This window comes from Phyllobacterium sp. A18/5-2, assembly GCF_025452215.1.
GTDB lineage: Bacteria > Pseudomonadota > Alphaproteobacteria > Rhizobiales > Rhizobiaceae > Phyllobacterium > Phyllobacterium sophorae.
In genome coordinates this window covers 909,575-932,144 of the sequence record NZ_CP104966.1, presented here as the reverse complement: position 1 = coordinate 932,144, position 22,570 = coordinate 909,575, and the positions used below count along the sequence as shown (strand labels likewise).

At 56.8% G+C, this 22,570-nt stretch carries 20 protein-coding genes, 2 tRNA genes and 2 pseudogenes; 16 read left to right on the top strand and 8 right to left on the bottom strand.

The features are described from left to right. Nucleotides 1-47: 47 nt before the first annotated feature. The 3 genes from N8E89_RS04650 to N8E89_RS04640 all read left to right on the top strand — a co-directional run bounded on the left by N8E89_RS04650 (nt 48) and on the right by N8E89_RS04640 (nt 1,407). Nucleotides 48-446, top strand: a complete 399-nt coding sequence (locus N8E89_RS04650; protein WP_262261267.1) for a fimbrial protein — start codon at nt 48-50, stop codon at nt 444-446. A gap of 91 nt (nt 447-537) precedes the next feature. Then, nucleotides 538-612, top strand: a tRNA-Glu gene (locus N8E89_RS04645). Nucleotides 613-780: 168 nt separating this feature from the next. Continuing rightward, complete coding sequence (locus tag N8E89_RS04640) at nt 781-1,407, top strand: glycosyltransferase family 29 protein (RefSeq protein ID WP_106666988.1); 627 nt, start codon at nt 781-783, stop codon at nt 1,405-1,407. A 130-nt stretch (nt 1,408-1,537) separates the two neighbouring features. Here the strand turns inward: N8E89_RS04640 and N8E89_RS04635 are convergent, their stop codons facing one another. After that, nucleotides 1,538-2,725 carry an alpha-hydroxy acid oxidase gene (locus tag N8E89_RS04635; protein ID WP_106666987.1) on the bottom strand — a complete coding sequence of 396 codons (1,188 nt, stop codon included), beginning with the start codon at nt 2,723-2,725 and terminating at the stop codon, nt 1,538-1,540. A 165-nt stretch (nt 2,726-2,890) separates the two neighbouring features. Here N8E89_RS04635 and N8E89_RS04630 point away from each other — a divergent pair, with 165 nt between their 5' ends. After that, nucleotides 2,891-3,649 (top strand): NAD(P)-dependent oxidoreductase, encoded by a 759-nt coding sequence (locus tag N8E89_RS04630; protein WP_262261265.1) that lies wholly within the window; start codon nt 2,891-2,893, stop codon nt 3,647-3,649. Next, a complete protein-coding gene (locus N8E89_RS04625) occupies nt 3,588-3,860 on the top strand; it encodes an NAD(P)-dependent oxidoreductase (protein WP_262261263.1) in 273 nt (90 codons plus the stop codon). Before N8E89_RS04630 ends, N8E89_RS04625 begins: the two co-directional genes overlap by 62 nt. Before the next feature lie 19 nt (nt 3,861-3,879). On the opposite strand, the gene purU is transcribed toward N8E89_RS04625, so the two are convergent. From purU to cobG, 5 genes are all read right to left on the bottom strand, one after another. Beyond that, nucleotides 3,880-4,734 carry a formyltetrahydrofolate deformylase gene (gene purU / locus N8E89_RS04620; protein WP_106666985.1) on the bottom strand — a complete coding sequence of 285 codons (855 nt, stop codon included), beginning with the start codon at nt 4,732-4,734 and terminating at the stop codon, nt 3,880-3,882. Nucleotides 4,735-4,885: 151 nt separating this feature from the next. Then, complete coding sequence (gene cobJ / locus N8E89_RS04615) at nt 4,886-6,325, bottom strand: precorrin-3B C(17)-methyltransferase (protein WP_262261260.1); 1,440 nt, start codon at nt 6,323-6,325, stop codon at nt 4,886-4,888. Then, nucleotides 6,322-7,062, bottom strand: a complete 741-nt coding sequence (locus N8E89_RS04610; RefSeq protein ID WP_113172245.1) for a precorrin-2 C(20)-methyltransferase — start codon at nt 7,060-7,062, stop codon at nt 6,322-6,324. Before N8E89_RS04610 ends, cobJ begins: the two co-directional genes overlap by 4 nt. Beyond that, nucleotides 7,062-7,688 carry a precorrin-8X methylmutase gene (locus tag N8E89_RS04605; RefSeq protein WP_262261258.1) on the bottom strand — a complete coding sequence of 209 codons (627 nt, stop codon included), beginning with the start codon at nt 7,686-7,688 and terminating at the stop codon, nt 7,062-7,064. The genes N8E89_RS04610 and N8E89_RS04605 overlap by 1 nt, the downstream gene beginning before the upstream one ends. Next, complete coding sequence (cobG, locus tag N8E89_RS04600) at nt 7,681-8,988, bottom strand: precorrin-3B synthase (RefSeq protein ID WP_262261256.1); 1,308 nt, start codon at nt 8,986-8,988, stop codon at nt 7,681-7,683. Before cobG ends, N8E89_RS04605 begins: the two co-directional genes overlap by 8 nt. Nucleotides 8,989-9,180: 192 nt before the next feature. On the opposite strand from cobG, the gene cbiE reads away from it, so the two are divergent. The 5 genes and pseudogenes from cbiE to N8E89_RS04575 all read left to right on the top strand — a co-directional run bounded on the left by cbiE (nt 9,181) and on the right by N8E89_RS04575 (nt 14,499). Next, nucleotides 9,181-10,395 (top strand): precorrin-6y C5,15-methyltransferase (decarboxylating) subunit CbiE, encoded by a 1,215-nt coding sequence (cbiE, locus tag N8E89_RS04595; protein ID WP_262261254.1) that lies wholly within the window; start codon nt 9,181-9,183, stop codon nt 10,393-10,395. A 187-nt stretch (nt 10,396-10,582) separates the two neighbouring features. Then, nucleotides 10,583-11,629 carry a DUF475 domain-containing protein gene (locus tag N8E89_RS04590; RefSeq protein WP_113172231.1) on the top strand — a complete coding sequence of 349 codons (1,047 nt, stop codon included), beginning with the start codon at nt 10,583-10,585 and terminating at the stop codon, nt 11,627-11,629. 92 nt (nt 11,630-11,721) lie between these two features. Continuing rightward, nucleotides 11,722-12,522 (top strand): mechanosensitive ion channel family protein, encoded by an 801-nt coding sequence (locus N8E89_RS04585; protein WP_113172230.1) that lies wholly within the window; start codon nt 11,722-11,724, stop codon nt 12,520-12,522. Nucleotides 12,523-12,614: 92 nt separating this feature from the next. Next, nucleotides 12,615-13,202, top strand: coding sequence for an ANTAR domain-containing response regulator (locus N8E89_RS04580; protein WP_106666978.1), 588 nt, complete (start codon nt 12,615-12,617; stop codon nt 13,200-13,202). An 8-nt stretch (nt 13,203-13,210) separates the two neighbouring features. After that, nucleotides 13,211-14,499 (top strand): annotated as a pseudogene (locus tag N8E89_RS04575) (CmpA/NrtA family ABC transporter substrate-binding protein). A 190-nt stretch (nt 14,500-14,689) separates the two neighbouring features. Here N8E89_RS04575 and N8E89_RS04570 read toward each other — a convergent pair. Further along, nucleotides 14,690-14,968, bottom strand: coding sequence for a hypothetical protein (locus N8E89_RS04570; RefSeq protein WP_162739707.1), 279 nt, complete (start codon nt 14,966-14,968; stop codon nt 14,690-14,692). Between N8E89_RS04570 and N8E89_RS04565 the strand changes: the two genes are divergently transcribed. The 6 genes and pseudogenes from N8E89_RS04565 (at nt 14,856) to N8E89_RS29255 (ending at nt 22,524) form a co-directional block, all read left to right on the top strand. Beyond that, nucleotides 14,856-16,100 (top strand): MFS transporter, encoded by a 1,245-nt coding sequence (locus tag N8E89_RS04565; protein WP_262261250.1) that lies wholly within the window; start codon nt 14,856-14,858, stop codon nt 16,098-16,100. The two genes, N8E89_RS04570 and N8E89_RS04565, sit on opposite strands and share 113 nt — an antisense overlap. A 23-nt stretch (nt 16,101-16,123) precedes the next feature. Next, a pseudogene (gene nirB / locus N8E89_RS04560) lies at nt 16,124-18,578 on the top strand (nitrite reductase large subunit NirB). 5 nt (nt 18,579-18,583) lie between these two features. Next, the gene (gene nirD, locus N8E89_RS04555; RefSeq protein ID WP_106666974.1) at nt 18,584-18,916 is read left to right on the top strand and encodes a nitrite reductase small subunit NirD; all 333 of its coding nucleotides are present in this window, start codon (nt 18,584-18,586) and stop codon (nt 18,914-18,916) included. Nucleotides 18,917-18,921: 5 nt separating this feature from the next. Continuing rightward, nucleotides 18,922-21,588 (top strand): nitrate reductase, encoded by a 2,667-nt coding sequence (locus tag N8E89_RS04550; RefSeq protein WP_262261248.1) that lies wholly within the window; start codon nt 18,922-18,924, stop codon nt 21,586-21,588. After that, nucleotides 21,560-21,919: a siroheme synthase domain-containing protein gene (locus tag N8E89_RS04545; protein WP_262261247.1), complete on the top strand. Its 360-nt coding sequence runs from the start codon at nt 21,560-21,562 to the stop codon at nt 21,917-21,919. The genes N8E89_RS04550 and N8E89_RS04545 overlap by 29 nt, the downstream gene beginning before the upstream one ends. Continuing rightward, a complete protein-coding gene (locus N8E89_RS29255; RefSeq protein WP_410010357.1) occupies nt 21,916-22,524 on the top strand; it encodes a siroheme synthase domain-containing protein in 609 nt (202 codons plus the stop codon). Before N8E89_RS04545 ends, N8E89_RS29255 begins: the two co-directional genes overlap by 4 nt. On the opposite strand, the gene N8E89_RS04540 is transcribed toward N8E89_RS29255, so the two are convergent. Continuing rightward, nucleotides 22,482-22,559 (bottom strand) — tRNA-Arg (locus N8E89_RS04540). The genes N8E89_RS29255 and N8E89_RS04540 overlap by 43 nt on opposite strands. Between the last annotated feature and the right edge of the window lie 11 nt (nt 22,560-22,570).

Sequence of the window (22,570 nt, the reverse complement as noted above, 5' to 3'; positions counted from 1 at the left end):
GTCCCTTCGTTACAGAGGCTTGGTTTCGAACCTCGGAGATGCCGTATATGGCCAATATCAACCAAGACCTTGATGGGGAAGAAGAACCGCTCGATCCCGCAATGGAGCGGGTTCGCCGCAAAATGATTCGGCTTCTGGCTGTTTCCATCGGCATTATGGTGATTGGTCTTATGGCTGTGCTCGCCGCCATTGTCTACAAGATTAACCAGCCGGTGCAGGAGGTGGCGACGGTCACACGGTCGCAGACTGCGGGACAGGCGCTTGGAGCTGCGCTTGAGGGCGAGGCGATCACGCTCGATCCGGGCACACGCATCCTGTCTCATAATCTTTCGGATAATACGCTCTCCCTTGAGACAAGGCTCGGCGACGGCAGCCGGCAGATTCTTCTTTATGATGTCACGACCAAGCGTGTCATCGCGCGAATATCGGAGGCAGTGGGCAATTAGCTGAAACGGGGCGCGTTAACGTCAAAGGACGCGCAAAACAATATTGCACTTTCCCGGCAGCTTGATTATACCCGCGTGATCAACCTGCTATGCGCCCATCGTCTAGCGGTCAGGACGGCGCCCTCTCACGGCGCAAACAGGGGTTCGATTCCCCTTGGGCGTACCAGCGGCTCATGCTTCCTGTTGCGGCGCAAGCGTGCGTTTCGGAATTGTCCGCGTTGACACAGTTTTTGCCAAAAGGCGCTATTTTGCCATAGAGCATAGGCATTACCGCACAAACCAGTGCTAAGATCAAAACTCCTGCCAGCTACTTCAGCCAACCAAGAATCAATTGATGACAACTGACCAGCGTAAGACAATCTTTATTGTCGGTAATGGCCCGATCAAAAATGACCTTTCTGATATGGTCGATCAATCAGATCTGGTTGTGCGTTTCAATGAACCGAAATTGTCAAAGGAGTTTTCCGGGACCAGAACGGATTTGCTGTTCGTTTGCAATTCCGGCAAGCCGATGCAGCGCCGCCTTTCCGATCCTGCTTATTTCAATTCACCAATCGTTCAGGGCGCTTCGCAGGTCGTCTTCGCCTATCATCCGCAGATCATCGCAGAGTACTTCAGGCAACCTCACCTTCTCTCACGGCTGAAGGGAAGGAGAGGCGATTGGACGCTACAGGCGATTGACGCGTTTGGCGCCGCCGGCAAGGCTATCCTCTTGCTTCCACCCCACTTTTATAGGGATGGTTGCGATGTACTCGGGATACCCGAAGCCAAGCGCAGAGAAATTTTCCCGAGCACTGGCTACTTCGGTCTGACGTATATTCTCCAGAATTTCGATCCAGCTGAATGGAAGATCGTTCTTTGCGGGTTTACCTGGGAAGGATGGAAGCGCCACGCATGGGGGGATGAGCGCCAGTGGGTTATGGACAAGGTCGAGCAGGGTATTCTCAACATCATTGTATAAAAAGCACTGGCAGAACAATGCCGATGAGTGGTGGCCCGCTAGGAATGCAATTGATTCCGAGTGATGAAGACCATCTGATTCACCCAACATAAACCCCGGAAATTCCGGGGTTCTTGTTGATCTGCAGCTATCAGCCGCGCTTCTTCTTGACCTCGGCCATGCGCGGTTTGGTCTCAAGACCGCTCTTGTAGAGATTGTTGCGATCGAGATTTTTCACGTCCCGTTCCCCGCATAAGGCCATGGTGATATCGAGTTCCTTGCGGATAATTTCCAACGCTTCGGTGACACCCTGCTTGCCGCCCGCGCCGAGGCCGTAGAGAAATGCCCGGCCGATAAAGGTACCTTTGGCGCCGATCGCGAGGGCTTTCAATACATCCTGTCCGGACCGAATGCCGCCATCGAAAAGTACTTCGATCTTGTCACCTACGGCATCAACAATATCGGCGAGAACAGAAATCGATGATGGCGCGCCGTCAAGCTGGCGGCCCCCGTGATTGGATACGATAATGGCATCAGCGCCGGTTGAGACCGCCATTTTTGCATCCTCCACATCGAGGATTCCCTTGATGATGAGTTTGCCGCCCCAGCGTTCCTTGATCCATGCGACATCATTCCACGACAGGCGCGGATCAAACTGTTCCGCAGTCCAGGTCGACAGCGATGATAGGTCTCCAACACCCTTGGCATGACCGACGATGTTGCGGAATGTGCGGCGCTGCGTCTTGAGCATACCGATGCACCAATGCGGGCGGGTGGCCATTTGCCAGATATGTTTCGGCGTGAATTTCGGCGGGGCGGAAAGACCGTTGCGGATATCCTTGTGACGCTGGCCGAGAATTTGCAGGTCGAGCGTCAGAACCAGGGCGGAACACTTGGCCGCTTTGGCGCGATCGATCAGATTGTAGATGAAGTCACGGTCGCGCATCACGTAGAGCTGGAACCAGAACGGCTTGGTCGTTGCCGACGCAACGTCCTCAATCGAACAAATACTCATGGTTGAGAGCGTGAAGGGAACACCAAACTCTTCGGCCGCCTGAGCTGCCAGCATCTCGCCATCCGCATGTTGCATGCCGGTAAGGCCGGTGGGCGCGAGAGCGACTGGCATCGAGACCTTCTGGCCAATCATGGTGCTTTCAAGTGTCCGGTCGGTCATGTCGACAGCGACACGCTGGCGCAGCTGAATCTTGCGGAAATCTTCTTCATTGGCGCGGTAAGTGCTTTCGGTCCACGCACCCGAGTCGGCATAGTCGAAAAACATTTTTGGTACGCGGCGCTGCGCGATTTTTTTCAGATCGGCGATTTCAACTGTCTTTGGCATTTTTCCGTCCCGAAGCCCTTTGATCCGTTGTTCTCATACTAATGGATGCTCCAATGCAAGTGCCAGAACGAAATTCCTGCCGTCGGTCTGATACATCATATACGAGTACATACTTCATAGATAAATACGATGACAAGGGTTTGTCTTCACTCCAAAAATTTCGCTATGGTCTGCAATAACGCTGAATGGTGCACCACAGGATATGATTCGATGCCAAAACAACCGGTTCTCGTGCTCGGTCCGCTTATGCCTTATTTACTCGAGGAGCTGGAAAAGCGTTATGCTGTCGAGAGACTCTATGAGGAAAAAGACGCTCTACACTTTCTGCAGCAAAATGCAGGGCGCTTCCAGGCGGCTGTCACAAGCACCTTTACGGGTCTGAAGGCAGACATGATAGACCTGTTACCTGCAGTTGAAATCGTTTCTTCCTTTGGCGTCGGCACCGATTCCCTGGATGTGGCCTATGCAAACAAGAAGGGGATCAAGGTTGCCAATACACCGGACGTGCTTAATGAGGACACCGCGAACATGGCGATCTCGTTGTTGCTCGCCACGACCCGGGACATTGCCGCCAATGATCGTTTCGTGCGGGATGGGCGTTGGGCCAAAGGCGAAACGCCGCCGCTAGCGCAGGGAATTGAAGGCAAAAGGGTCGGGCTCGTCGGGCTCGGGCGTATCGGTAGCGTTATTGCGGAAAAACTCCTGGCCTTCGGCTGTGAGGTGACCTACCACACTCGCAACAAAAAGCCGGACGTTTCCTACGCTTACTACCCTGATCTGGTTGCTATGGCCCGTGATTGCGCCGCCTTGATCGCGATCCTGCCGGGCGGCGAGCGCAACCCAGGGCATTGTTTCCCGCGAAGTGCTAAAGGCTCTTGGACCGCAGGGCACATTTATCAATATCGCACGCGGAACCGTGGTTGATGAGGTGGCGCTGGTGGAACTGCTGCAATCGGGTGAGCTCGGCCGTGCCGGACTCGACGTATTTGTAGACGAGCCGAATGTTCCCGAAGCTTTATTTGCATTGAGTAACGTTGTTCTGCAACCGCATATGGGCAGCGCGACGGTCGAAACCCGGAAGGCCATGGCCGACCGGGTTGTCTCCAATCTCGAAAAATATTTCGCAGGTCGATAGGACTGCAATGCCGTGATGTTTATCCGAACACCACGGTCTTGTGGCCGTTGAGCATGACGCGGGATTCGAGGTGCTTCTTCACCGCCCGTGCCAGCACCCGGCTTTCGATATCGCGGCCGGTGGCCACAAAATCCTCGGCGCTCATCGCGTGACTGACCCGTTCGGTCTCCTGCTCGATGATCGGACCTTCGTCGAGGTCCGGGGTGACATAATGCGCGGTGGCACCGATCAGCTTGACACCGCGCTCATGCGCCTGGTGATAGGGCTTGGCGCCCTTGAAGCTGGGCAGGAACGAATGGTGGATGTTGATCACCTTGCCGAACAGCCGCTTCGACAGATTGTCGGACAGCACCTGCATGTAGCGGGCGAGGATGACGAGGTCGGCACCGGTGTCCTTGACGATCTGCAGCAGCGCCTCTTCCTGTTCCTTCTTGTTGTCCCTGGATACCGGCAGCACATGATAAGGGATGCCCTCATGCTCGGCAAAGCGGCGGCTGTCCTCGTGGTTGGAGACGATGGCGGCGACATCGGCATCGAGCCAGCCAACCTTGATCTGGTAGAACAGATGCAACAGGGCATGGTCGAACTTCGACACCATGATGATGATCTTCGGCTTCTTCGCCTGATCGACCAAAGTGGTCTTCATGTCGAAGCGGTCGATGGCGGGCTTGAGGGCACGTTCCACATCGTCTTTGGTCGTGCCTTCAGCTGCAGTGAAGGCGATGCGCATGAAGAAGCGGTTGGTCTGCCGGTCCCAGAACTGGTTGCTCTCCGCAATATTGGCGTCCATGCCGGCAAGCTCGGTCGTCACCGAGGCAACGATGCCGGGCTTGTCTTCGCAGGAGAGGGTGAGGACGTAATTCTTGTCTGGCATGGGAACTCCGGATGCAGGCGATCTGATCTCGCTGGATCATAATGAGCAGCGTTGAAACGCGTCGACACAAAAACGAAGCGCTCAGTCCTTTTTCCGGCATCCGTCCGCCCGGTCAAATGATCTTCCTTCAACCGGTGGTGAGTTTTTGACCTCAGACCTCCGGCTTGGTCCCATACCAGCGCGGCGTATAGACCCATTTGCCACCGTCGATACGGTCAAAACTGCGGGTGAGGGAGGAACCAACGATGATCACGGTTCGCATGTCGACCTGTTGCGGGGTCAGCTCTGCGAGTGGAATGACCCGCAAGGATGCCCCGGGCCGGCCGATATCCCGTCCGAGTACGATCGGCGTTTCCGGGCTGCGATACTGGCGCAGGATTTCGATGGCACGTGGCAGTTGCCACGGACGCGGCTTGGAGATCGGGTTGTAGAAGGCCATGGCGAAGTCTGCTTCGGCAGCCAGTGCTAGGCGCTTTTCGATAATGTCCCATGGCTTAAGGTTGTCGGATAGCGACAGGATGCAGAAATCATGACCAAGCGGTGCGCCACTATGACTGGCTGCGGCGAGCGCAGCAGAAACACCTGGCAGGATCTCGAGGTGCACATTGTGCCAGGTGGGATCGTCGGAGTCGTGCAGAGCCTCGATCACAGCCGCCGCCATGGCAAAAACGCCCGGATCGCCGGAAGAAATCATCACGACCGAGCGGCCGGTTGCCGCAAGTTCGAAGGCATGACGTGCGCGCTGCATCTCCTCGCGATTATCGGTCATGTGCACAGTCTGGTCGGGGCGGAAAGGCCCCGCCATACGGACATAGGTCTCGTAGCCAAGGATAATTTCGGCGCGGGCAATCTCCTGTTTGACAACGGGAATCATGAAATCGGGATCGCCGGGACCAAGTCCCACAACTGCAAGTCTGCCCCGCTTGGGTGCGCCAGCGCCGATATCCTCTGAGGTGGCGGCATTGATGACCGGGTCTTTCCTCGGCTGAAAGATCAGCTCGCCTTCTTGTGGTGCAGCATCGGAAGTGGTCACGCGAATGAGAAGTTCGCCACTATCATCCAACGGTAGCCGCGCTTCCTTGAGCCACGGTGCATCTCCTTCAATTCGGACCGTTTTACCCGCAAGCAGATCAGAGATGAAAGTCTTGGCATCCTCTGGATTTTTCAAGATGAATTCCGGAGGCGGATTAAGCAGGCATGTGCCGAAGCGAAGCTCTCCCGACGTCGTGATAGCCGGCGCAACATCGAGAATCTGAGCAATCTGGCGCGCAAGAACGTTAACTCCCGCTGTGCCGCCCAGAAGCGGAACCACGGCGCTCCCATCATCCGCCACTGCAAGAACGGGCGGTTCTGCACCCTTGTTGTCGAGAATCAAAGCCAGTGAGCGAATGGTGATGCCGGCGGCACAAAGTGCAATGATCGTCTGTCCGCTTTGGTAACGCTCACGGATCGTTTCACCAAAATTGCTGAAGCTCACATCGGCGCCCTCGACACGACCCTCAAACCCGTAGATGGCCGCACCGGGTAGGCCTGCCTTGATGCGTAGCGCGGTTTTCATGCCGAGCGCCGAAAGAACCAGAATTACGGTCATTCGCTACCGCCTTGCCATTTTTCACCTGGTACGAGAATGAGCGAAAAATAGGGAGAAGTGTCCGGATCCACCTCGGCAAGCGGAACTATGCGCTGCGCATCCATTGTTGCGCGTTCGACATAGAGCGCCCGGTCCATCAGACCGAGTTCCTCGATCACACCGCGTACCTTTGCAAGATTCTTGCCGAGCTTCATGATAGCGGCCGCTTCCGTGGCCCCTAGCCGTACCTTCAAGTCTTCTGAAGGCAGGACTCCGGAAAGGACGGTCAGCGTCTGATTGCGATAGACAAGGGGCGCGCCGAGCACGGCGGCGCCGCCCAGAATGGAGCACACGCCCGGCACGACTTCGGTTTGATAATCTTCGGCCAGCCGGTCATGGATATACATGAACGAGCCATAGAAGAAGGGATCACCTTCTGCGATTACCGCCACATCCTGCCCCGCATCGAGATGCGCACGCAGGACGCCGGTGATCTCACCATAGAAATCGCTGACAATGGCTTCGTAATTCATGTGTGCAGGCAATATTTCGGTTGTGACCGGATAGATGAGGGGCACCAGCAACTGATTATCGTTGAGATAGCGCTCGACGATGGTCAGTGCATTGCCCTTCTTGCCCTTGGCGGCATGATAGGCGACGACGGGCGCAGCTTGCAGCAGCCGCAACGCCTTCAATGTGATGAGTTCAGGGTCGCCGGGGCCAACGCCCAGCCCGAAAAGCCGGCCTGGTTGCGGCATCATTCTTTCTCCGAAGCAAGCGCGTTGATCGCGGCCGCGGCCATGGCACTGCCGCCGCGCCGTCCATGCACCACGACATAGGGAATGCCTCGGCTGTTTTCGGCAAGCGCGGCCTTGGATTCCATGGCGCCGACGAAGCCGACGGGAAAGCCGAGAATGAGCGCGGGCTTTGGAGCACCTTCATCAATCATTTCCAGCAGGCGAAAGAGAGCAGTCGGGGCGTTGCCAAATGCGACAACCGCTCCGCGCAGACGCGGACGCCACAGCTCCAGCGCCGCGGCCGAGCGAGTATTGCCCATGCCGCGAGCCAACGCCGCAACCGAGGGATCGCTCAATGTGCATATCACATCGTTGTTGGCGGGCAAGCGGGCTCTTGTCACCCCTTCTGCAACCATGTGGGCATCGCAAAGAACAGGTGCGCCGTTCAGCAAAGCGTTGCGGCCCGCCGTGGCTGCATCTTCGGAAAATGCCAGATCCTGGATCACATCCACCATGCCGCAGGCATGGGCGACGCGCACGGCGAGTTTTTCAAGATCGGCCGGAATACGGCTGAGATCGGCTTCGGAACGGATAATGGCGAAGGAGCGATCATAGATCGCCTGACCGTCGCGAATATAGTCAAGCATTGAATGGCCCCCCAGAGCCGGAATTTTTGCCGATCAGTTCGGCGGCTTCCTCGATAGTGACGTTCGCAGCCAATAGCTTGCCAAAACGCGACGGTCCATTGGTCGCGCGCAAAAAGATATCATAATGCCCGGCTGACGTTGCTACCAGTGTAACCGGCGTTGCGGATGGCGAGGCGCAGGATTTGCTGCAACCACTCATGTGAATCTGCGGGACGGCGGTTCTATCGCTTAGCAGTGTAGCGAGCTTCAGCCCGTCCGCTTGGGTCGCCGCCAATCCGGAACCGCATCCCGCGGAACCGGAACAACTCACCATCGTCGCAAGAGGCAGCCGCGGATCGGCGTTAAGACCAAGCGATTCGAGATCGACCAAGGCGCTTGTTGCGCGGTCGCTACGGACCTGAGGCAAGAGAATGCTCTGCCAAGGGGTCAGGCGCAATTTGCCGTTGCTGGATCTGTCGGCGACATCCGCAAGCGATCGCAAAAGATCCGGACCGAGCCGGCCAAGTCGGGGCATGGCACCGACGAGGCAGTTTGAACCATCGAATTCGGGCAGGATGCCAAGATGCCCGTTCTGCCGGGGCAGCGCCCTGCGCCAGCCGGCAGGTTCTTCGCTCGCAACCGGAAAACCAAGGCGTTTTTCAAGCTGCTCGACGAGACCATCGCTCCCGGCATCAGCAACCAGATGGCGCAGGCGGGAAGCGGCAGGATGCGACCTGTTCCAGTCGATAAACAGATCGAGAATCGTGGTGACGAGTTCGTATGCATTCTCGGCAGGGATGATCCCGAGGGCTGGCTGATCGCAGGTCGCCGTTGGCGGCACGCCAGCAACGCCAAAGGCGTAGCGCGGCGATTGGTTGCCGGGATCGATTGGGCTCAACCACAGATCATGGGGGTGTTCAACCATCGCCAGCCACTCGCCACCATCGATGAGCATGCAGAATTTTGGTGACAAAGTTTGGTATGACGGGTTCGTTTGCAGCGTTGACAGCAAACGGGCTGCCATAGGCTTCACATCGACCTTATTCTTGTCGAATCCGGCGATCGGGCTGATCATGATGTTGCGAACGTCGTCCCCCTTGTCGGTCAATGGCCCGAGGCCAGCGTCCAGCAGGGCGGCAATCAATGAATTGCCGGTTTCAGGACGAACACCCCTAATCTGCAGGTTGGCGCGATTGGTAATTTCGATGACGCCACTGCCGAAACGCTTTGCCGCATCAGCCACGCCCCTTGCCTGATCGGCGCTAAGGTCGCCGAAGGTCAGCTTGACCCTGCAAATTGAACCATCGAGCGCATTGGCCATGCGAAACAGCCCTGGACAGGCGGAGCGCCGGTCTTCAATCCTTGATGGCAAGATATGTTTGGATAACAGGTCCATGGTATTCACGGTTTTACAGGATGGCTTGGTGTGTGCCAACCTTCTGATTGCGAGTGGCTTCGTTGACCGATCGAATGCTTTCGGGCATGCATAACACTAAGAATTCATGGAATGATAATGGCGCAGTGGCTGACAATCATTGGGATTGGCGAAGACGGATATGGCGGGCTCGGCCAGAACGCCCGGGAGGCGCTGGGTCGGGCTGAAACCGTTTTTGGCGGTAAACGGCATCTTGAGCTCCTGCCGTCAGATATAATGGCGGAACGCATTGCCTGGCCGATGCCGTTTTCAGATGCCTACCCCATGTTGCGCGCCCTGCGCGGGCAACCTGTTGTTGTACTTGCTAGTGGCGATCCGATGCATTTCGGTATGGGCGCGACGCTGACGCGCTTTATCGAACATGATGAAATGCAGATACTTTCGGCACCCTCGTCATTTTCATTGGCAGCAGCTGCAATGGGCTGGCCGATCCAGGACTTGCAACTTCTGAGTGTTCACGGCAGGCCAGTTGAGTCCCTGTTCAAGGCGTTTGTGCCTGGCGCAAGGCTGCTTGTTCTCAGCAATGACGGGGACACGCCAACGCAAGTGGCGCGAATGCTAAGCCAAAGCGGCTTCCAGTCAGCGCATTTGACCGTATTGGAGCACATGGGCGGTGGCGCTGAACGACGTATCGAGGGCGTTTCCGGTACTTGGAATCATCCGCGCTGCGCCGACCTCAATGTGTTGGCGGTGGATTGCGGTGTGCCCACATCATCCGCTCGCGCCTATTCAGTATTGGCTGGTCTGCCAGATGAGGCTTTTGAAAATGATGGGCAATTGACAAAACGGGATATTCGCGCCGTCACTCTGGCGCATCTTGGGCCGCTACCGGGCGAGTTGCTCTGGGACGTTGGTGCAGGCTGTGGATCGATCAGTATTGAGTGGATGCGGACGCATGCGGCATGCAGGGCACTTGCCATCGAGGCCAATGAAAATCGTCAGGGTCTGATCTTGCGCAACAGCCGGGCCCTCGGCGTGCCGGATCTCCAGATCGTCTGCGGCGAAGCCCCGGCGGCACTGACCGGTCTCGCGGTGCCCGACGCAATTTTCATTGGTGGGGGCGTCACCGATGAAGGCGTGATGCAAACATGCTGGCAAAGTCTGAAGCCCGGCGGCAGGCTCGTGGCCAATGCCGTGACGATCCAGAGTGAAGTGGCGCTGGTCGGCTGGCGGGAGGTCTTTGGCGGCGATCTCACCAAGCTCACGGTGTCGCACGCGCAGCCGCTGGGTAGTTTTGATGCGTGGCGAGCCGCTTTGCCAGTGACGATCTATTCCGTTCGCAAACCGGATTGATCTGATTGTTGATGTCGAGCGCGCGACAGGATGGCGACAGGTTTATGTCGTCTAAGGAGTGCGGGAGATTGCAATTTGATGCGAATTCATATTCAAACGGCGCATAAACCTCGGCCGTCCGAGAGTTATCGCTGCCCTGAATCCCCATCTTCTAAAGCAATCAGGGAGTCTCAAGCAGGATTTAAGTATGGCAACCTATAAATATTTCATCTGGCCGTTTCTTTTTACGTTTGTGGGACTGGCGCTCGGCACATGGATCGGTTTCGTATATTCCGGAACTGTGCAGGGGGCGCTTTCGGTACTGTTTATCTGCGCGGTCCTGGGAATTCTCGAAATCTCACTTTCTTTTGACAATGCGATCGTCAACGCCAAGATATTGCGTGATATGACGCCTGTCTGGCAGCATCGCTTCCTGACCTGGGGTATCATCATTGCTGTATTCGGCATGCGAATCATTTTTCCCCTTGCGATCGTGGCGATCGCCGCCTGGATTGATCCCATATCCGCGCTAAAGCTGGCCATATCCAATCCGGCGGAATATGCCCGCATCATGCAGGAGGCACATGTCGCCATTGCCGCCTTTGGCGGGACGTTCCTGCTGATGGTGGGGCTCAAGTTCTTCTTTGATCATGAAAAGGACGTGCACTGGATCAAGGTGGTTGAAAGCCACGCTTCGCGGTTTGCTTCTGTGCAAGGCATCGAAGTCGCTGTAGCGCTTAGCCTGATCATTTTCTTCTCGCAGCAATTGGAAGGTGAAGAATCCATTACATTCCTGACCTCAGCGATCTATGGACTTCTTACATTCCTCATTGTTGAAGGCTTGGGCGCCATCCTCGATGCGACGCAGGAACAGATGGATTCTATTCACAAGGGCGGCCTTGGGGCGTTCCTCTATCTGGAAATGCTGGATGCCAGCTTCTCATTCGATGGTGTTATCGGCGCATTCGCGCTTTCGACCAATCTGTTCGTGATTGCCATCGGCCTTGGCATTGGGGCATTCTACGTGCGTGCGCTGACTATCATGATGGTGGACAAGGAAACGCTCGGCCAGTACCGCTATCTGGAACACGGCGCTTTTTATGCGATCCTTGTTCTGGCAGTGATCATGTATTGCCAGACGCTCTTCCATATTCCGGAAGTGATAACAGGCGTTATCGGTGCCGCTTTGATCTTTCTCTCGCTTTGGTCGTCGATCGTCTACCGGCGACGCAACGGGGAAACACAGGAGGCTTGAAGAGCTGCCAACGGGATGCAATGAAAAATACGTGATTAGATCCGGAACGCCTTCTAACGGTTGAATTTTCCTGCCGAGAGGAGAATTGTCTTATGGAACTCGATCCCCAGAACGCGTTATCTGCTATCCAGGCGGGCATTCGTCAGGCCAGTGCCCTTATCGTGACCTATTCGTTTTCGGTACTTGGGGCAGTTCTCCTGCTGGTCATCGGATTTGTCGTCGCCGGCCTCGTGGAGCGGTGGATATATGCCGGGCTTGGACAGGTCAGCGGTTTCGACCTGACATTGCGACGCTTCTTCTCGAAGATTGCCCGCTACGTCGTGCTTGGGCTCGTCGTTGTCATGGTACTTGGGCAGTTTGGTATCCAGACAGCTTCCGTTATTGCCGCCATCGGTGCGGTCGGCCTTGCAATCGGTCTGGCGCTGCAGGGCACGCTGCAGAATATCGCAGCCGGGATCATGCTGCTGGCGCTGCGGCCACTTCGGATAGGCGAATATGTGGAAGTGGGCAGTATTACCGGAACGGTTGAAGAGATCGGACTTTTCGCTACGCGATTGCGCGCTGCCGACGGCATCTACGTTCTTGCTCCCAATTCGACCCTGTGGACGCAACCAGTCAAAAACTTCACGCGAAATGGAGTCCGTCGCAACGACATCACGATTACGGTTCCAAACGCCGACAATATTGACGGAATTCAGAAATCCCTGCTCGGCTTGGCGGAACGGGATGTACGGGTTCGGAAGGAGCCGGCCCCGACAGCTTTCGTCGCGGAACTTGGCGATAGCACCATGGACATCACATTGCGCTACTGGACGTCTGTAAGTGATTTCCTGTCAGCCAAAGTGGAATTGAACAAGAGCGTGAGGAACATTCTCAACGGCAGTGCGAAATGAACGGCCAGTGGGCCGCCGGTTCAAAGGCGGATTTCTTCCACTGTGGCTGAATGTAGCATTGCACAATATTCATGCATGCGCAAAAATAAGGCATGAAGGCTGCCTTATCCATCATGATCTTTGACGAAAACCGCATACGCGCCTCCATCATCGAAGAGGGGTTGCGGGAGGCGGGGCATGATCAAGTGGTGGTCCTCAACGATATCGTTGGACTGGCACGCCAGATCGAAGTGATCAGCCCGGATGTCATTGTCATCGATATCGAAACGCCAAACCGCGACATGCTGGAGCATTTGTTTCAGCTGACGCGTTCTGTGCGTAAACCCATCGCCATGTTTGTCGATCGTTCCGATAGTTCGTCTATTGAAGCCGCGGTGGAGGCGGGCGTTTCGGCCTATGTGGTCGATGGCCTGAAGAAAGAGCGCGTAAAGCCCATTCTCGATATGGCCGTTAGCCGCTTCAAGGCATTCAGCCGGCTGCAGCAGGAACTGGCAGATGCCAAAAGCGCGCTTGAAGAGCGGAAAATCATCGAACGCGCCAAGGGCATTCTGATGAAGTCGCGAAAATTGTCGGAAGACGAGGCCTATGCGCTCTTGCGCCAGACAGCAATGAACGAGAAGAAAAAACTTGCCGATATTGCGCAAAGCGTCGTCATGGCCGCGGCAATTCTGGGAAGTTAGGAGCAGTCATGAGTTTCATCCGTACTGGGATTGAAAGAAGCGATGGGGCCCGGCTCGCAATGCCAGCTGCGATACGCAGCGAAGGAACGCGGCTGGTTCGTGCAGGATTCATTCCGCTTGTCGACGCCTCGGTGCTCATAGCAGCCGCGGAATTCGGCTTCGCTGCACGTGAAGGCATTCAGCTTGACCTGGTCAAGGATGTCTCCTGGGCCAATATACGCGACCGGCTGGCGTTCCGGCAGTTCGATATCGCACATATGCTCGCACCCATGCCCGTTGCGTCGGCGCTTGGACTTGGTTCCAACCCCTCGCCGGTGATCACACCCTTTTCCCTTGGCCGTGGTGGCAACGCCATTACACTATCGGTGCAGCTCTATCGCCGCATGCAAGCCAAGGCTGGTTTGACCGGGCATGAGGATGCGCTTGCCAATGCCAAGGCGCTCAAGCTGGTAATCGAGGAAATGCGGGAAAAGTGCGAGGCCCTACCGGTTCTGGGCATGACGTATCCATTTTCGTCGCACAATTACGAATTGCGGTACTGGCTGGCGGCGGGGGCATTCATCCTGATCATGATGTGAAACTCGTCGTCGTTCCGCCGCCGATGACATCGGATGCTTTGTCGGCCGGTGCAATCGATGGGTTCTGCGTGGGAGCGCCGTGGAACATGGTGGCGGTAGCGCGGGATGTCGGCCGGATCGTTGCGGTCAAGGAAGACATCTGGCCATCAAGTCCGGAAAAAGTCATCGGAATGCGGCCCGAATGGGCCGCGCAGAATCCGGAGATCTTGTCACGGTTGCTCGTCGCGCTCGATCGCGCGGCAGCCTGGTGCGATGTTTCCGATAATCGGAGCGAACTGGGGCACGTACTCGCTGAACCGCGCTATCTGGATGCGCCATTCGACATTGTGCACCGCGTCTTGCTCGGCAGATTTACAACAGATCCTGATGGAACCGATCGGACCGTTCCGGAGTATTTTTCCTTCCATCGTGAAGGTGCCAATTTCCCCTGGATCAGTCAGGCGCAATGGATATTCAGCCAGATGGTGCGGTGGGGGCAGGTGGCCTATTCGCCGGAGACCAGCCAGCAAGTGTCCTCAGCCTTTCGTCCAGACCTGTATCGGCATGCTTTGGGCCCGCGTTCCGATATTCCATCCGATGATCTGCGGATCGAGGGCAATGCGACCGATGACGGATTTATCGACGGTGCTGTATTCGATCCGCAGCGTATTGCCGGTTATCTGCAGGGGTTTGATATCGCCAGCCTGGATACACGTTCGGTTGCCCCAAATGAGATTTGAGCGTGGCAAAAAATTGTGCTCTGCACAATAAATTGGCATGGCTTTGATGCAATTGCACAAATGGCTCGCTTTGGATTCCCGACTACGCCACTTAGCCTGACGGCTACTTAGTTAAATAACCATTGAATAACAACAAGTTATATTTTCTCCGTCAAACTGGCACGCGGTTTGCATAACTATTTCTGTTCCGTCAATGATGACAGGAACCGCAGGCACCGGCATCGGGTGCTTCAAAGACATCGACGTCGCTTGGCAAGTTCGTTCCACCAGTCTGGTTCTGGGGAATACGCTTCATCCAGCGGCGTTTTTTTATTGGCTGAACCGGCTGCAAAAGGCCGAAGCGTTTGAGGATCACGATGAAAGACAATCTGCCAATTGGTATTGAAGCAGGAGAGTCGCAGCGAGCCCTGTGGATATCAACTACTGCATTCACGATCTGTTTTGCCGTGTGGACGATCTTTTCGATCATCGGCATTCGTATCAAACAGGAACTCAATCTCAGCGAAGCGGAGTTTGGACTTCTTGTCGGCATGCCGATCTTGACGGGATCGGTCATCCGCGTCGTGCTGGGTGTGTGGACCAGCCGTTATGGTGGACGGGTTGTCTACACGGTAACGATGCTGGCGGCCGCGCTCGCTACGTTCCTCCTCGCCTACGCAAGAACCTATCCAGAAATGCTGATTGCCGGTCTCGGCGTCGGCATTGCGGGTGGGTCATTTGCCGTTGGTGTTGCTTATGTATCTCCCTTCTTTCCGCCGAATAAACAAGGCACCGCGCTTGGCATCTTCGGTGCTGGCAATGTTGGTGCCGCTGTCACCAAGTTTCTCGCCCCACTTGTCCTTGTTGCTTTCGGATGGCAAGCGGTCGCCGAAATATGGGCTGCTGCTCTTGTCGTCATGGCAATCGTATTCTGGTTCACGACGACAGACGATCCGGCTTACCGGGCGCGCGCGCGTGGTAAAGACCGGCCAAAGAGTTTTCTCCATGAGCTGGCACCCCTGAAAGATCTTCGTGTCTGGCGTTTCTCGCTCTATTACTTCTTTGCCTTTGGGGGCTTTGTCGCCCTTGCGCTCTGGCTCCCGCGCTACCTCGTCGGCGTCTATGGATTTGGAATCGAAGCAGCAGGCATGCTCGCTGCAGCCTATTCGATCCCTGGCAGCATTTTCCGCGCCTATGGCGGTGTCCTCTCCGACAAGATCGGCGCGCGCAAGGTTATGTATATGACACTTGCCGCCGGGGGCGTAGCCACTCTCATTCTCTCGCTGCCGGCCGCGCAAGCCTCGCAACCAGTGCCTCTGGCCATAACGCCAACTGTGTTCGTTGCCGTGATCTTTGTCCTCGGCTTTTTCATGAGCCTCGGCAAGGCTGCGGTCTACAAGCATATCCCGGCCTACTACCCCAACAGTGTGGGCGCTGTCGGCGGTGTCGTTGGCATGGTTGGTGGGCTTGGAGGCTTCATCCTCCCGATCGCGTTCGGGCTAATGAAAGACCTGACGGGCCTGTGGTCGAGCTGCTTCATGCTGCTCTTCCTTATCGTCGCGATCTCTCTCATCTGGATGCATGTCTCCATCCGGCAAATGCAACGCCCTGCCTTCGCTTGAATATCGGTATCGGAAACATACTCATGAAAAAACAGAAGCTCATCATTGTCGGCAATGGCATGGCGCCGGGCCGTGCGCTCGAACACCTGTTCGAGCTGGCGCCCGACGCCTATGACGTCACGATTTTCAACGCCGAACCGCGTGTCAATTATGATCGGATCATGCTGTCGCCCGTGCTTTCCGGCGAAAAGGAATTCGAGGAAATCATCATCCACGGGGATGGCTGGTACATCAAGCACGGGATCATGCTGTATAAGGGCCATAAAGTCGTCAATATCGACCGTGCGGCCAAAACGGTTACTTCCGACGCGGGTACAACCGAATCCTACGACAAGCTGCTGATTGCCACCGGTTCTTCTCCCTTTATCCTGCCGGTGCCCGGCAACAATCTCCCCGGTGTTCTGACCTATCGCGATCTCGACGACGTCAGGGCCATGCTGCTCGCTGCGCAGTCGCGGGCTCGGGCCATTGTAATCGGCGGCGGATTGCTTGGCCTCGAAGCGGCTGCGGGCCTCAAATCCCGCGATATGGATGTCACGGTCCTGCACGTCATGCCGACATTGATGGAGCGCCAGCTCGATCCGGCAGCGGGCTACCTCCTGGAAAAGGCAGTCGAACAACGCGGCATCCGAGTCATGACCAAGGCCAGCACCAAGGAGATTATTGGTGAGAAGAAGGTCGAGGGGGTGTTGCTTGCCGATGGCACGGTGCTGCCTGCAGATCTTGTAGTAATGGCCGTCGGTATCCGGCCCAATGGCGCGCTTGCCAAGGAAGCTGGGCTTGAATTCAATCGCGGCATTGTCACCGATGCCGGCATGCGCACTTCCGATCCGGATATCTTTGCCATCGGAGAATGCGCAGAAGTGGGCGGGCAATGCTACGGCCTCGTCGCGCCGCTCTATGAAATGGCGCGAGTCGTGGCGGCGCAGCTTGCAGGAAACGGCGACGCCGCCTTTGTTCATAGCGAGACGCCGACCAAGCTGAAGGTTACCGGCATCAACGTCTTTTCGGTCGGCGATCTCGGCGAGGGCGACGATCGTCAGGAAATCGTATTGCGCGATGCTTCTGCAGGCATTTACAAGCGTCTTGTCCTCAAGGACGACCGTATTATCGGCACTGTCCTTTACGGCGAAACCTCCGATGGTGCATGGTTCCATGATCTCACCAAGAAGCGTACCGATATTTCGGAGATGCGCGACACCCTGATTTTCGGCCAGTCCTATCAGGGAGGGTCCCCACTGGACCCTATGGCGGCCGTTGCAGCCTTGCCAGATGATGCAGAAATCTGCGGTTGCAACGGCGTTTGTAAAGGTAAAATAACCGGTGCAATCACCGGAAAAGGGCTGACGTCGCTCGACGATGTACGCGCCCATACCAAGGCTTCCGCTTCGTGCGGTAGTTGTACGGGTCTCGTCGAGCAGCTTCTGTCGCTCACACTCGGCGATACCTACAATCCCGCTGCAGTCACACCGATGTGCAGTTGCACGAGCCTCAGCCATGACGATGTTCGCCGTTTGATCAAGGCCAAGCAGCTGAAATCGATTCCGGAAGTCATGCAGGAACTTGAATGGAAAACCTCCTGCGGCTGCGCCAAGTGCCGTCCGGCATTGAACTACTATCTTGTGGCTGATTGGCCGGATGAATATGCGGATGATTATCAGTCACGCTTCATCAATGAGCGGGTTCACGCCAATATCCAGAAGGATGGCACTTATTCCGTGGTGCCGCGCATGTGGGGCGGTGTGACCAACTCCAAGGAACTCCGCGCCATAGCCGATGTCGTCGACAAGTTCGACATACCTGCGGTGAAGGTGACGGGCGGTCAGCGTATCGACATGCTGGGCATCAAGAAAGAAGACTTGCCCGCCGTCTGGGCTGATCTCGGCAAGGCCGGATTCGTGTCGGGTCAGGCCTATGCCAAGGGCCTGCGTACCGTGAAGACCTGCGTCGGCACGGACTGGTGCCGTTTCGGTACACAGGATTCTACCGGCCTTGGTATCCGCATAGAGAAGTTCATGTGGGGATCCTGGACGCCAGCCAAGGTCAAGATGGCTGTCTCCGGCTGTCCACGCAATTGCGCCGAAGCTACTTGCAAGGACGTCGGCATTATCTGTGTCGATCTCGGGCTACGAGATCCATTTCGCTGGAGCCGCCGGTCTCGATATCAAGGGGACCGAGGTTCTCGGTCTGGTGAAAACCGAGGATGAGGCCCTGGAGCATGTCGTGGCGTTGACGCAGATGTACCGCGAGCAGGGCCGCTATCTTGAGCGCATCTACAAATGGGCGAAGCGTGTCGGCCTTGATGAAATTCGCCGCCAGATCATGGGTGATGCGCAAAAGCGCAAGGCCTATTTTGACCGGTTTGTTTTCAGCCAGAAGTTCGCCCAGGTCGACCCATGGTCGGAGCGTGTGTCGGGTGTCGACAAACACGAATTCCAGCCCATGGCCACCATCGGCTTTCACCAGGCAGCGGAGTGAGCGTCATGAATGACTGGATTGAAATCGGATCGATTAACGATATTCCGCGCCGGGGCGCGCGCTGCGTAAAGACGCCGCAAGGCAAGATCGCCGTCTTTCGGACCATGGAAGATCAGATTTTCGCCATTGACGACCATTGTCCGCACAAGGGTGGACCACTCAGCCAAGGCATTGTGCACGGAGCCGCCGTGACGTGTCCACTGCACAATTGGGTGATTTCGCTAGAAACCGGCAAGGCTCTCGGCGCCGACGAGGGAAGCGTCAGGACCATTGCCATCAAGCTCGATGGTGACCGGATCCTTGCACTGCTCGAACTTGCCGCCGTAGCGGCGGAATAGACCTTATGGAAAGCGATTCTCCCACCAGCGTTCGCACCACCTGCCCTTATTGCGGGGTAGGCTGCGGCGTTCTCGCCACCAGGGAGGAGAGCGGAGTCATTGGCATTGCGGGCGACCCCCATCACCCCGCCAATTTCGGGCGTCTTTGCTCGAAAGGCTCCGCTCTTGGCGAGACCGTCGATCTGGAAGGAAGGCTGCTCGAACCGCGGATAGACGGCGAGCCTGCAAGCTGGGACACGGCGCTTGATCTGGTAGCAGGCCGTTTCGCCGAAACAATCAGGGAGCATGGGCCGGACAGCGTGGCATTCTACGTTTCCGGCCAGCTTTTGACGGAAGACTACTATGTTGCCAACAAGCTGATGAAAGGTTTCATCGGCTCCGCCAATATCGACACCAACTCGCGTCTGTGCATGTCGTCTTCCGTGGCCGGTCATCGCCGTGCCTTCGGTTCGGATACCGTTCCCGGCACCTATGAGGACTTGGAACTGGCCGATCTCATCGTGCTCACCGGTTCGAATTTGGCCTGGTGTCATCCGGTGCTTTACCAGCGTATCGCGGCAGCCAAGGCCAGGCGTCCGCACATGCGCATTGTACTCATCGATCCACGCCGGACCATGACCGCAGATATTGCGGACATGCATTTGAAGATCAAGCCGGACGGGGATACGGCCCTCTTCGTCGGGTTGCTCGGTTACCTCGCCGCGCAAGGCGCAGTGGATCGAACTTATCTGGACAGGTACACCTCAGGTTTCGACGCAGCGCTGGCAATTGCCAAGAACCATGATCTGCGTAGCATCTCCGCACGCACGGGGCTTTCCCCGGAGGAACTGCGCGAGTTCTTCGCGCTGGTCACGCGGACCGAGCGCTGCGTGACGATCTATAGTCAGGGTGTGAACCAGTCCACAAGTGGAACAGACAAGGTCAACGCCATCATCAACTGTCATCTGGCGACAGGCCGCATCGGCCGTCCGGGCATGGGGCCGTTTTCGGTTACCGGCCAGCCCAATGCCATGGGCGGCCGCGAGGTTGGCGGCCTCGCCAATATGCTGGCAAGCCATATGCATCTGGAAGACGAAGATCACCGTCAGCTGGTTCAGGATTTCTGGGCGTCGCCAACGATAGCCTGCAGGCCGGGGCTGAAGGCCGTCGATCTCTTCGATGCGGTGCGGGAAGGAAAGGTGAAGGCGCTGTGGATCATGGCGACCAATCCCGTCGATTCAATGCCGGAAGCCGATCTCATCGTTGAAGCATTGAAGGCCTGTCCTTTCGTTGTGGTATCTGACATCAACGCGGTGACTGATACGACGCGCCATGGGCATGTGCTTCTCCCCGCAGCCGCTTGGGGCGAAAAGGACGGTACGGTCACCAACTCCGAACGGCGGATCAGCCGGCAGCGTCCCTTCCTGCCGCTACCGGGCGAGGCGAAGCCGGATTGGTGGATCGTCACACAGGTCGCCAGGCGCATGGGTTTTGCGACTAGCTTTGCCTATGAAAACCCCTCGCAGATTTTCGCAGAACATGCGGCACTGTCGGGAACCGGCAATCGTGGCGGTCGTGATTTCGACATCAGCGCACATGCTGCCATATCGGGAGAGGGTTATAATGCTCTGCAGCCATTTCAGTGGCCGCAAGAACGTGGGAAATCAGCATCGGAGCAACGGTTCTTCGCTGACGGGGACTTCTACACGCCGGACCGTCGCGCGCGTCTTGTCGCGGTGCATCCTGCGAATGATGAAGCATCCGACCCCCGATACCCGTTTGTCCTGAATACGGGGCGTGTCAGGGATCACTGGCACACGATGACGCGCACAGGAAAGAGCGCGCGTCTTTCCGGTCATTTCGCCGAGCCCTTTGCCGAAATACACCCCCTCGACGCAGCGGAGCTGGGTATTGGCGACGCGACCCTGGTAAGGCTCGCAAACGACCATGGCGCAATTATCGTCCGGGCTTTGCTTACCGACCGGCAGGCGCGGGGCAATGTCTTCGTGCCAATGCACTGGACCGGGCAATTTGCCAGCAAGGCGCGCGTGGATACGTTGGTGACCGCAAACCTTGATCCGGTATCCGGTCAACCTGCGCTCAAAATGGCAAATGTTGCTGTCAGGTCATTTCAGGCTCGCTGGTATGGCTTTGCAGTCATGCGCGAAAAGCCTGCATCCGTCGAAGACTATTGGGCGCTCGCACGAACACAGGCGGGTTTCCGGCTCGAGCTGGCAAGCTGCGAGCAGCCCAGGGATTGGAGTTCATTCGCTCAGCAACTATTCCAGACCGAGGCCGATGTTCCGCTGCTCGCCTATCACGATCATCGTCAGGGTCAGCACCGCATCGCGGCGTTCGAAGGTGAGACACTTGCAGGTGTGCTCTATGTAGCGCGCGAACCGGTCACCGTTTCGCGTAGTTGGGCGAGCGAACAGTTGATGCAGCAATTCGCTGACGCACACCAGCGGTATCAGCTTCTGGCAGGAAAGCCTGGCAAGAACATGCCTGACAAGGGCGCAATCGTCTGCGCGTGTTTTTCGGTTGGAAAGAACGAGATTGCGGCCGCCGCCCGCGGGGGTTGCCATACGGTGGAAGCCATCGGACAGACGTTGAAGGCCGGAACCAATTGCGGCTCCTGCCGTGCGGAAATCAGGGGTATCATCGATGCAAATATTGTCGAAGCAGCAGAGTAATACCTTACCGGCCAGCATTGGCAGCCTGGCGGTGCTGCCGGTCTTCTTCAATCTTAAAGGCAGGCGCGCGCTTGTCGCTGGCGGCAGTGCGGCCGCGACATGGAAAGCCGAATTGCTGGCGGCTGCAGGCGCAGAGGTTCACGTGTATGCGCGGGTGTTGAGCGAAGAAATGTCAGCGCTGATATCGGCATTGCCGCTCGTTTATCATCCGTGCGGCTGGTCCGCGGCCAGCTTTGAGGATGTGGCAATTGCCGTTGCCGATACGCAGACGGAGGCGAAGCGCATGCCTTTCTTACTGCAGCCATTCAAAGCGGCGTTCCGTGCAACGTGATCGACCGTCCTGAATTTTGCCAGTTCCAATTTGGCTCGATCGTTAGTCGTTCGCCGGTGGTGATCGGTATCTCGACCGGCGGAGCAGCGCCTATTCTCGGTCAGGCAATCAGACGGCGCATTGAAGCACTTTTGCCGGCCTCACTTTCGAGTTGGGCGCAGCTGGCAAAAGCCGTCCGCGGTCAAATCGGTGATCTGTTGAAACCAGGCGCGCAACGCCGCCGCTTCTGGGAAGAATTTGTCGATCGCGCCTTCGCTTCGGCCGATGCACCGGATGAAGTGTCGCTGATGCATTCTGCGGAGAAGATCGCCGCCAGCCCCGCAATTGCGGCCGTGACTGAAATTACGATCGAATCCGATGATCCGGAACTTTTGACGCTAAAATCAGTACGGGTCATGCAGATGGCCGATGCGATACTGTTCGATGCGTCCATCGCTCCTGCAGTCCTGCAGCTTGGCCGTCGCGAAGCGGCAAAGATCAGTCTTACCGGCGACAGGCAGAACGATGAGGGCTTGGCAGAGCAACTGCGGGCTGAAGGCAAAAATATCGTCGTGCTGAAAAGTGGTGATCCCGACTGGATTCTGAACCAGTGGCCTACAGATTAGGAATCTGTCGCTCTATCCTACTGAGCTACGGGACCATATGCCCTGA

What these genes read in the sequence shown, in the direction of transcription:
- N8E89_RS04585 (WP_113172230.1), top strand. Translation starts at nt 11,722, where the DNA reads ATGGAACTCGATCCCCAGAACGCGTTATCTGCTATCCAGGCGGGCATT.
- purU (WP_106666985.1), bottom strand. Translation starts at nt 4,734, where the DNA reads ATGCCAGACAAGAATTACGTCCTCACCCTCTCCTGCGAAGACAAGCCC.
- N8E89_RS04605 (WP_262261258.1), bottom strand. Translation starts at nt 7,688, where the DNA reads ATGCTTGACTATATTCGCGACGGTCAGGCGATCTATGATCGCTCCTTC.
- N8E89_RS04570 (WP_162739707.1), bottom strand. Translation starts at nt 14,968, where the DNA reads ATGATCGAAAAGATCGTCCACACGGCAAAACAGATCGTGAATGCAGTA.
- nirD (WP_106666974.1), top strand. Translation starts at nt 18,584, where the DNA reads ATGAATGACTGGATTGAAATCGGATCGATTAACGATATTCCGCGCCGG.
- N8E89_RS04545 (WP_262261247.1), top strand. Translation starts at nt 21,560, where the DNA reads ATGCAAATATTGTCGAAGCAGCAGAGTAATACCTTACCGGCCAGCATT.
- cobG (WP_262261256.1), bottom strand. Translation starts at nt 8,988, where the DNA reads ATGGCCAATGCGCTCGATGGTTCAATTTGCAGGGTCAAGCTGACCTTC.
- N8E89_RS04610 (WP_113172245.1), bottom strand. Translation starts at nt 7,062, where the DNA reads ATGCCGCAACCAGGCCGGCTTTTCGGGCTGGGCGTTGGCCCCGGCGAC.
- N8E89_RS04635 (WP_106666987.1), bottom strand. Translation starts at nt 2,725, where the DNA reads ATGCCAAAGACAGTTGAAATCGCCGATCTGAAAAAAATCGCGCAGCGC.
- N8E89_RS04565 (WP_262261250.1), top strand. Translation starts at nt 14,856, where the DNA reads ATGAAAGACAATCTGCCAATTGGTATTGAAGCAGGAGAGTCGCAGCGA.
- N8E89_RS04650 (WP_262261267.1), top strand. Translation starts at nt 48, where the DNA reads ATGGCCAATATCAACCAAGACCTTGATGGGGAAGAAGAACCGCTCGAT.
- N8E89_RS04580 (WP_106666978.1), top strand. Translation starts at nt 12,615, where the DNA reads ATGAAGGCTGCCTTATCCATCATGATCTTTGACGAAAACCGCATACGC.
- N8E89_RS04590 (WP_113172231.1), top strand. Translation starts at nt 10,583, where the DNA reads ATGGCAACCTATAAATATTTCATCTGGCCGTTTCTTTTTACGTTTGTG.
- cobJ (WP_262261260.1), bottom strand. Translation starts at nt 6,325, where the DNA reads ATGACCGTAATTCTGGTTCTTTCGGCGCTCGGCATGAAAACCGCGCTA.
- N8E89_RS04630 (WP_262261265.1), top strand. Translation starts at nt 2,891, where the DNA reads ATGGTCTGCAATAACGCTGAATGGTGCACCACAGGATATGATTCGATG.
- cbiE (WP_262261254.1), top strand. Translation starts at nt 9,181, where the DNA reads ATGGCGCAGTGGCTGACAATCATTGGGATTGGCGAAGACGGATATGGC.
- N8E89_RS04550 (WP_262261248.1), top strand. Translation starts at nt 18,922, where the DNA reads ATGGAAAGCGATTCTCCCACCAGCGTTCGCACCACCTGCCCTTATTGC.
- N8E89_RS04640 (WP_106666988.1), top strand. Translation starts at nt 781, where the DNA reads ATGACAACTGACCAGCGTAAGACAATCTTTATTGTCGGTAATGGCCCG.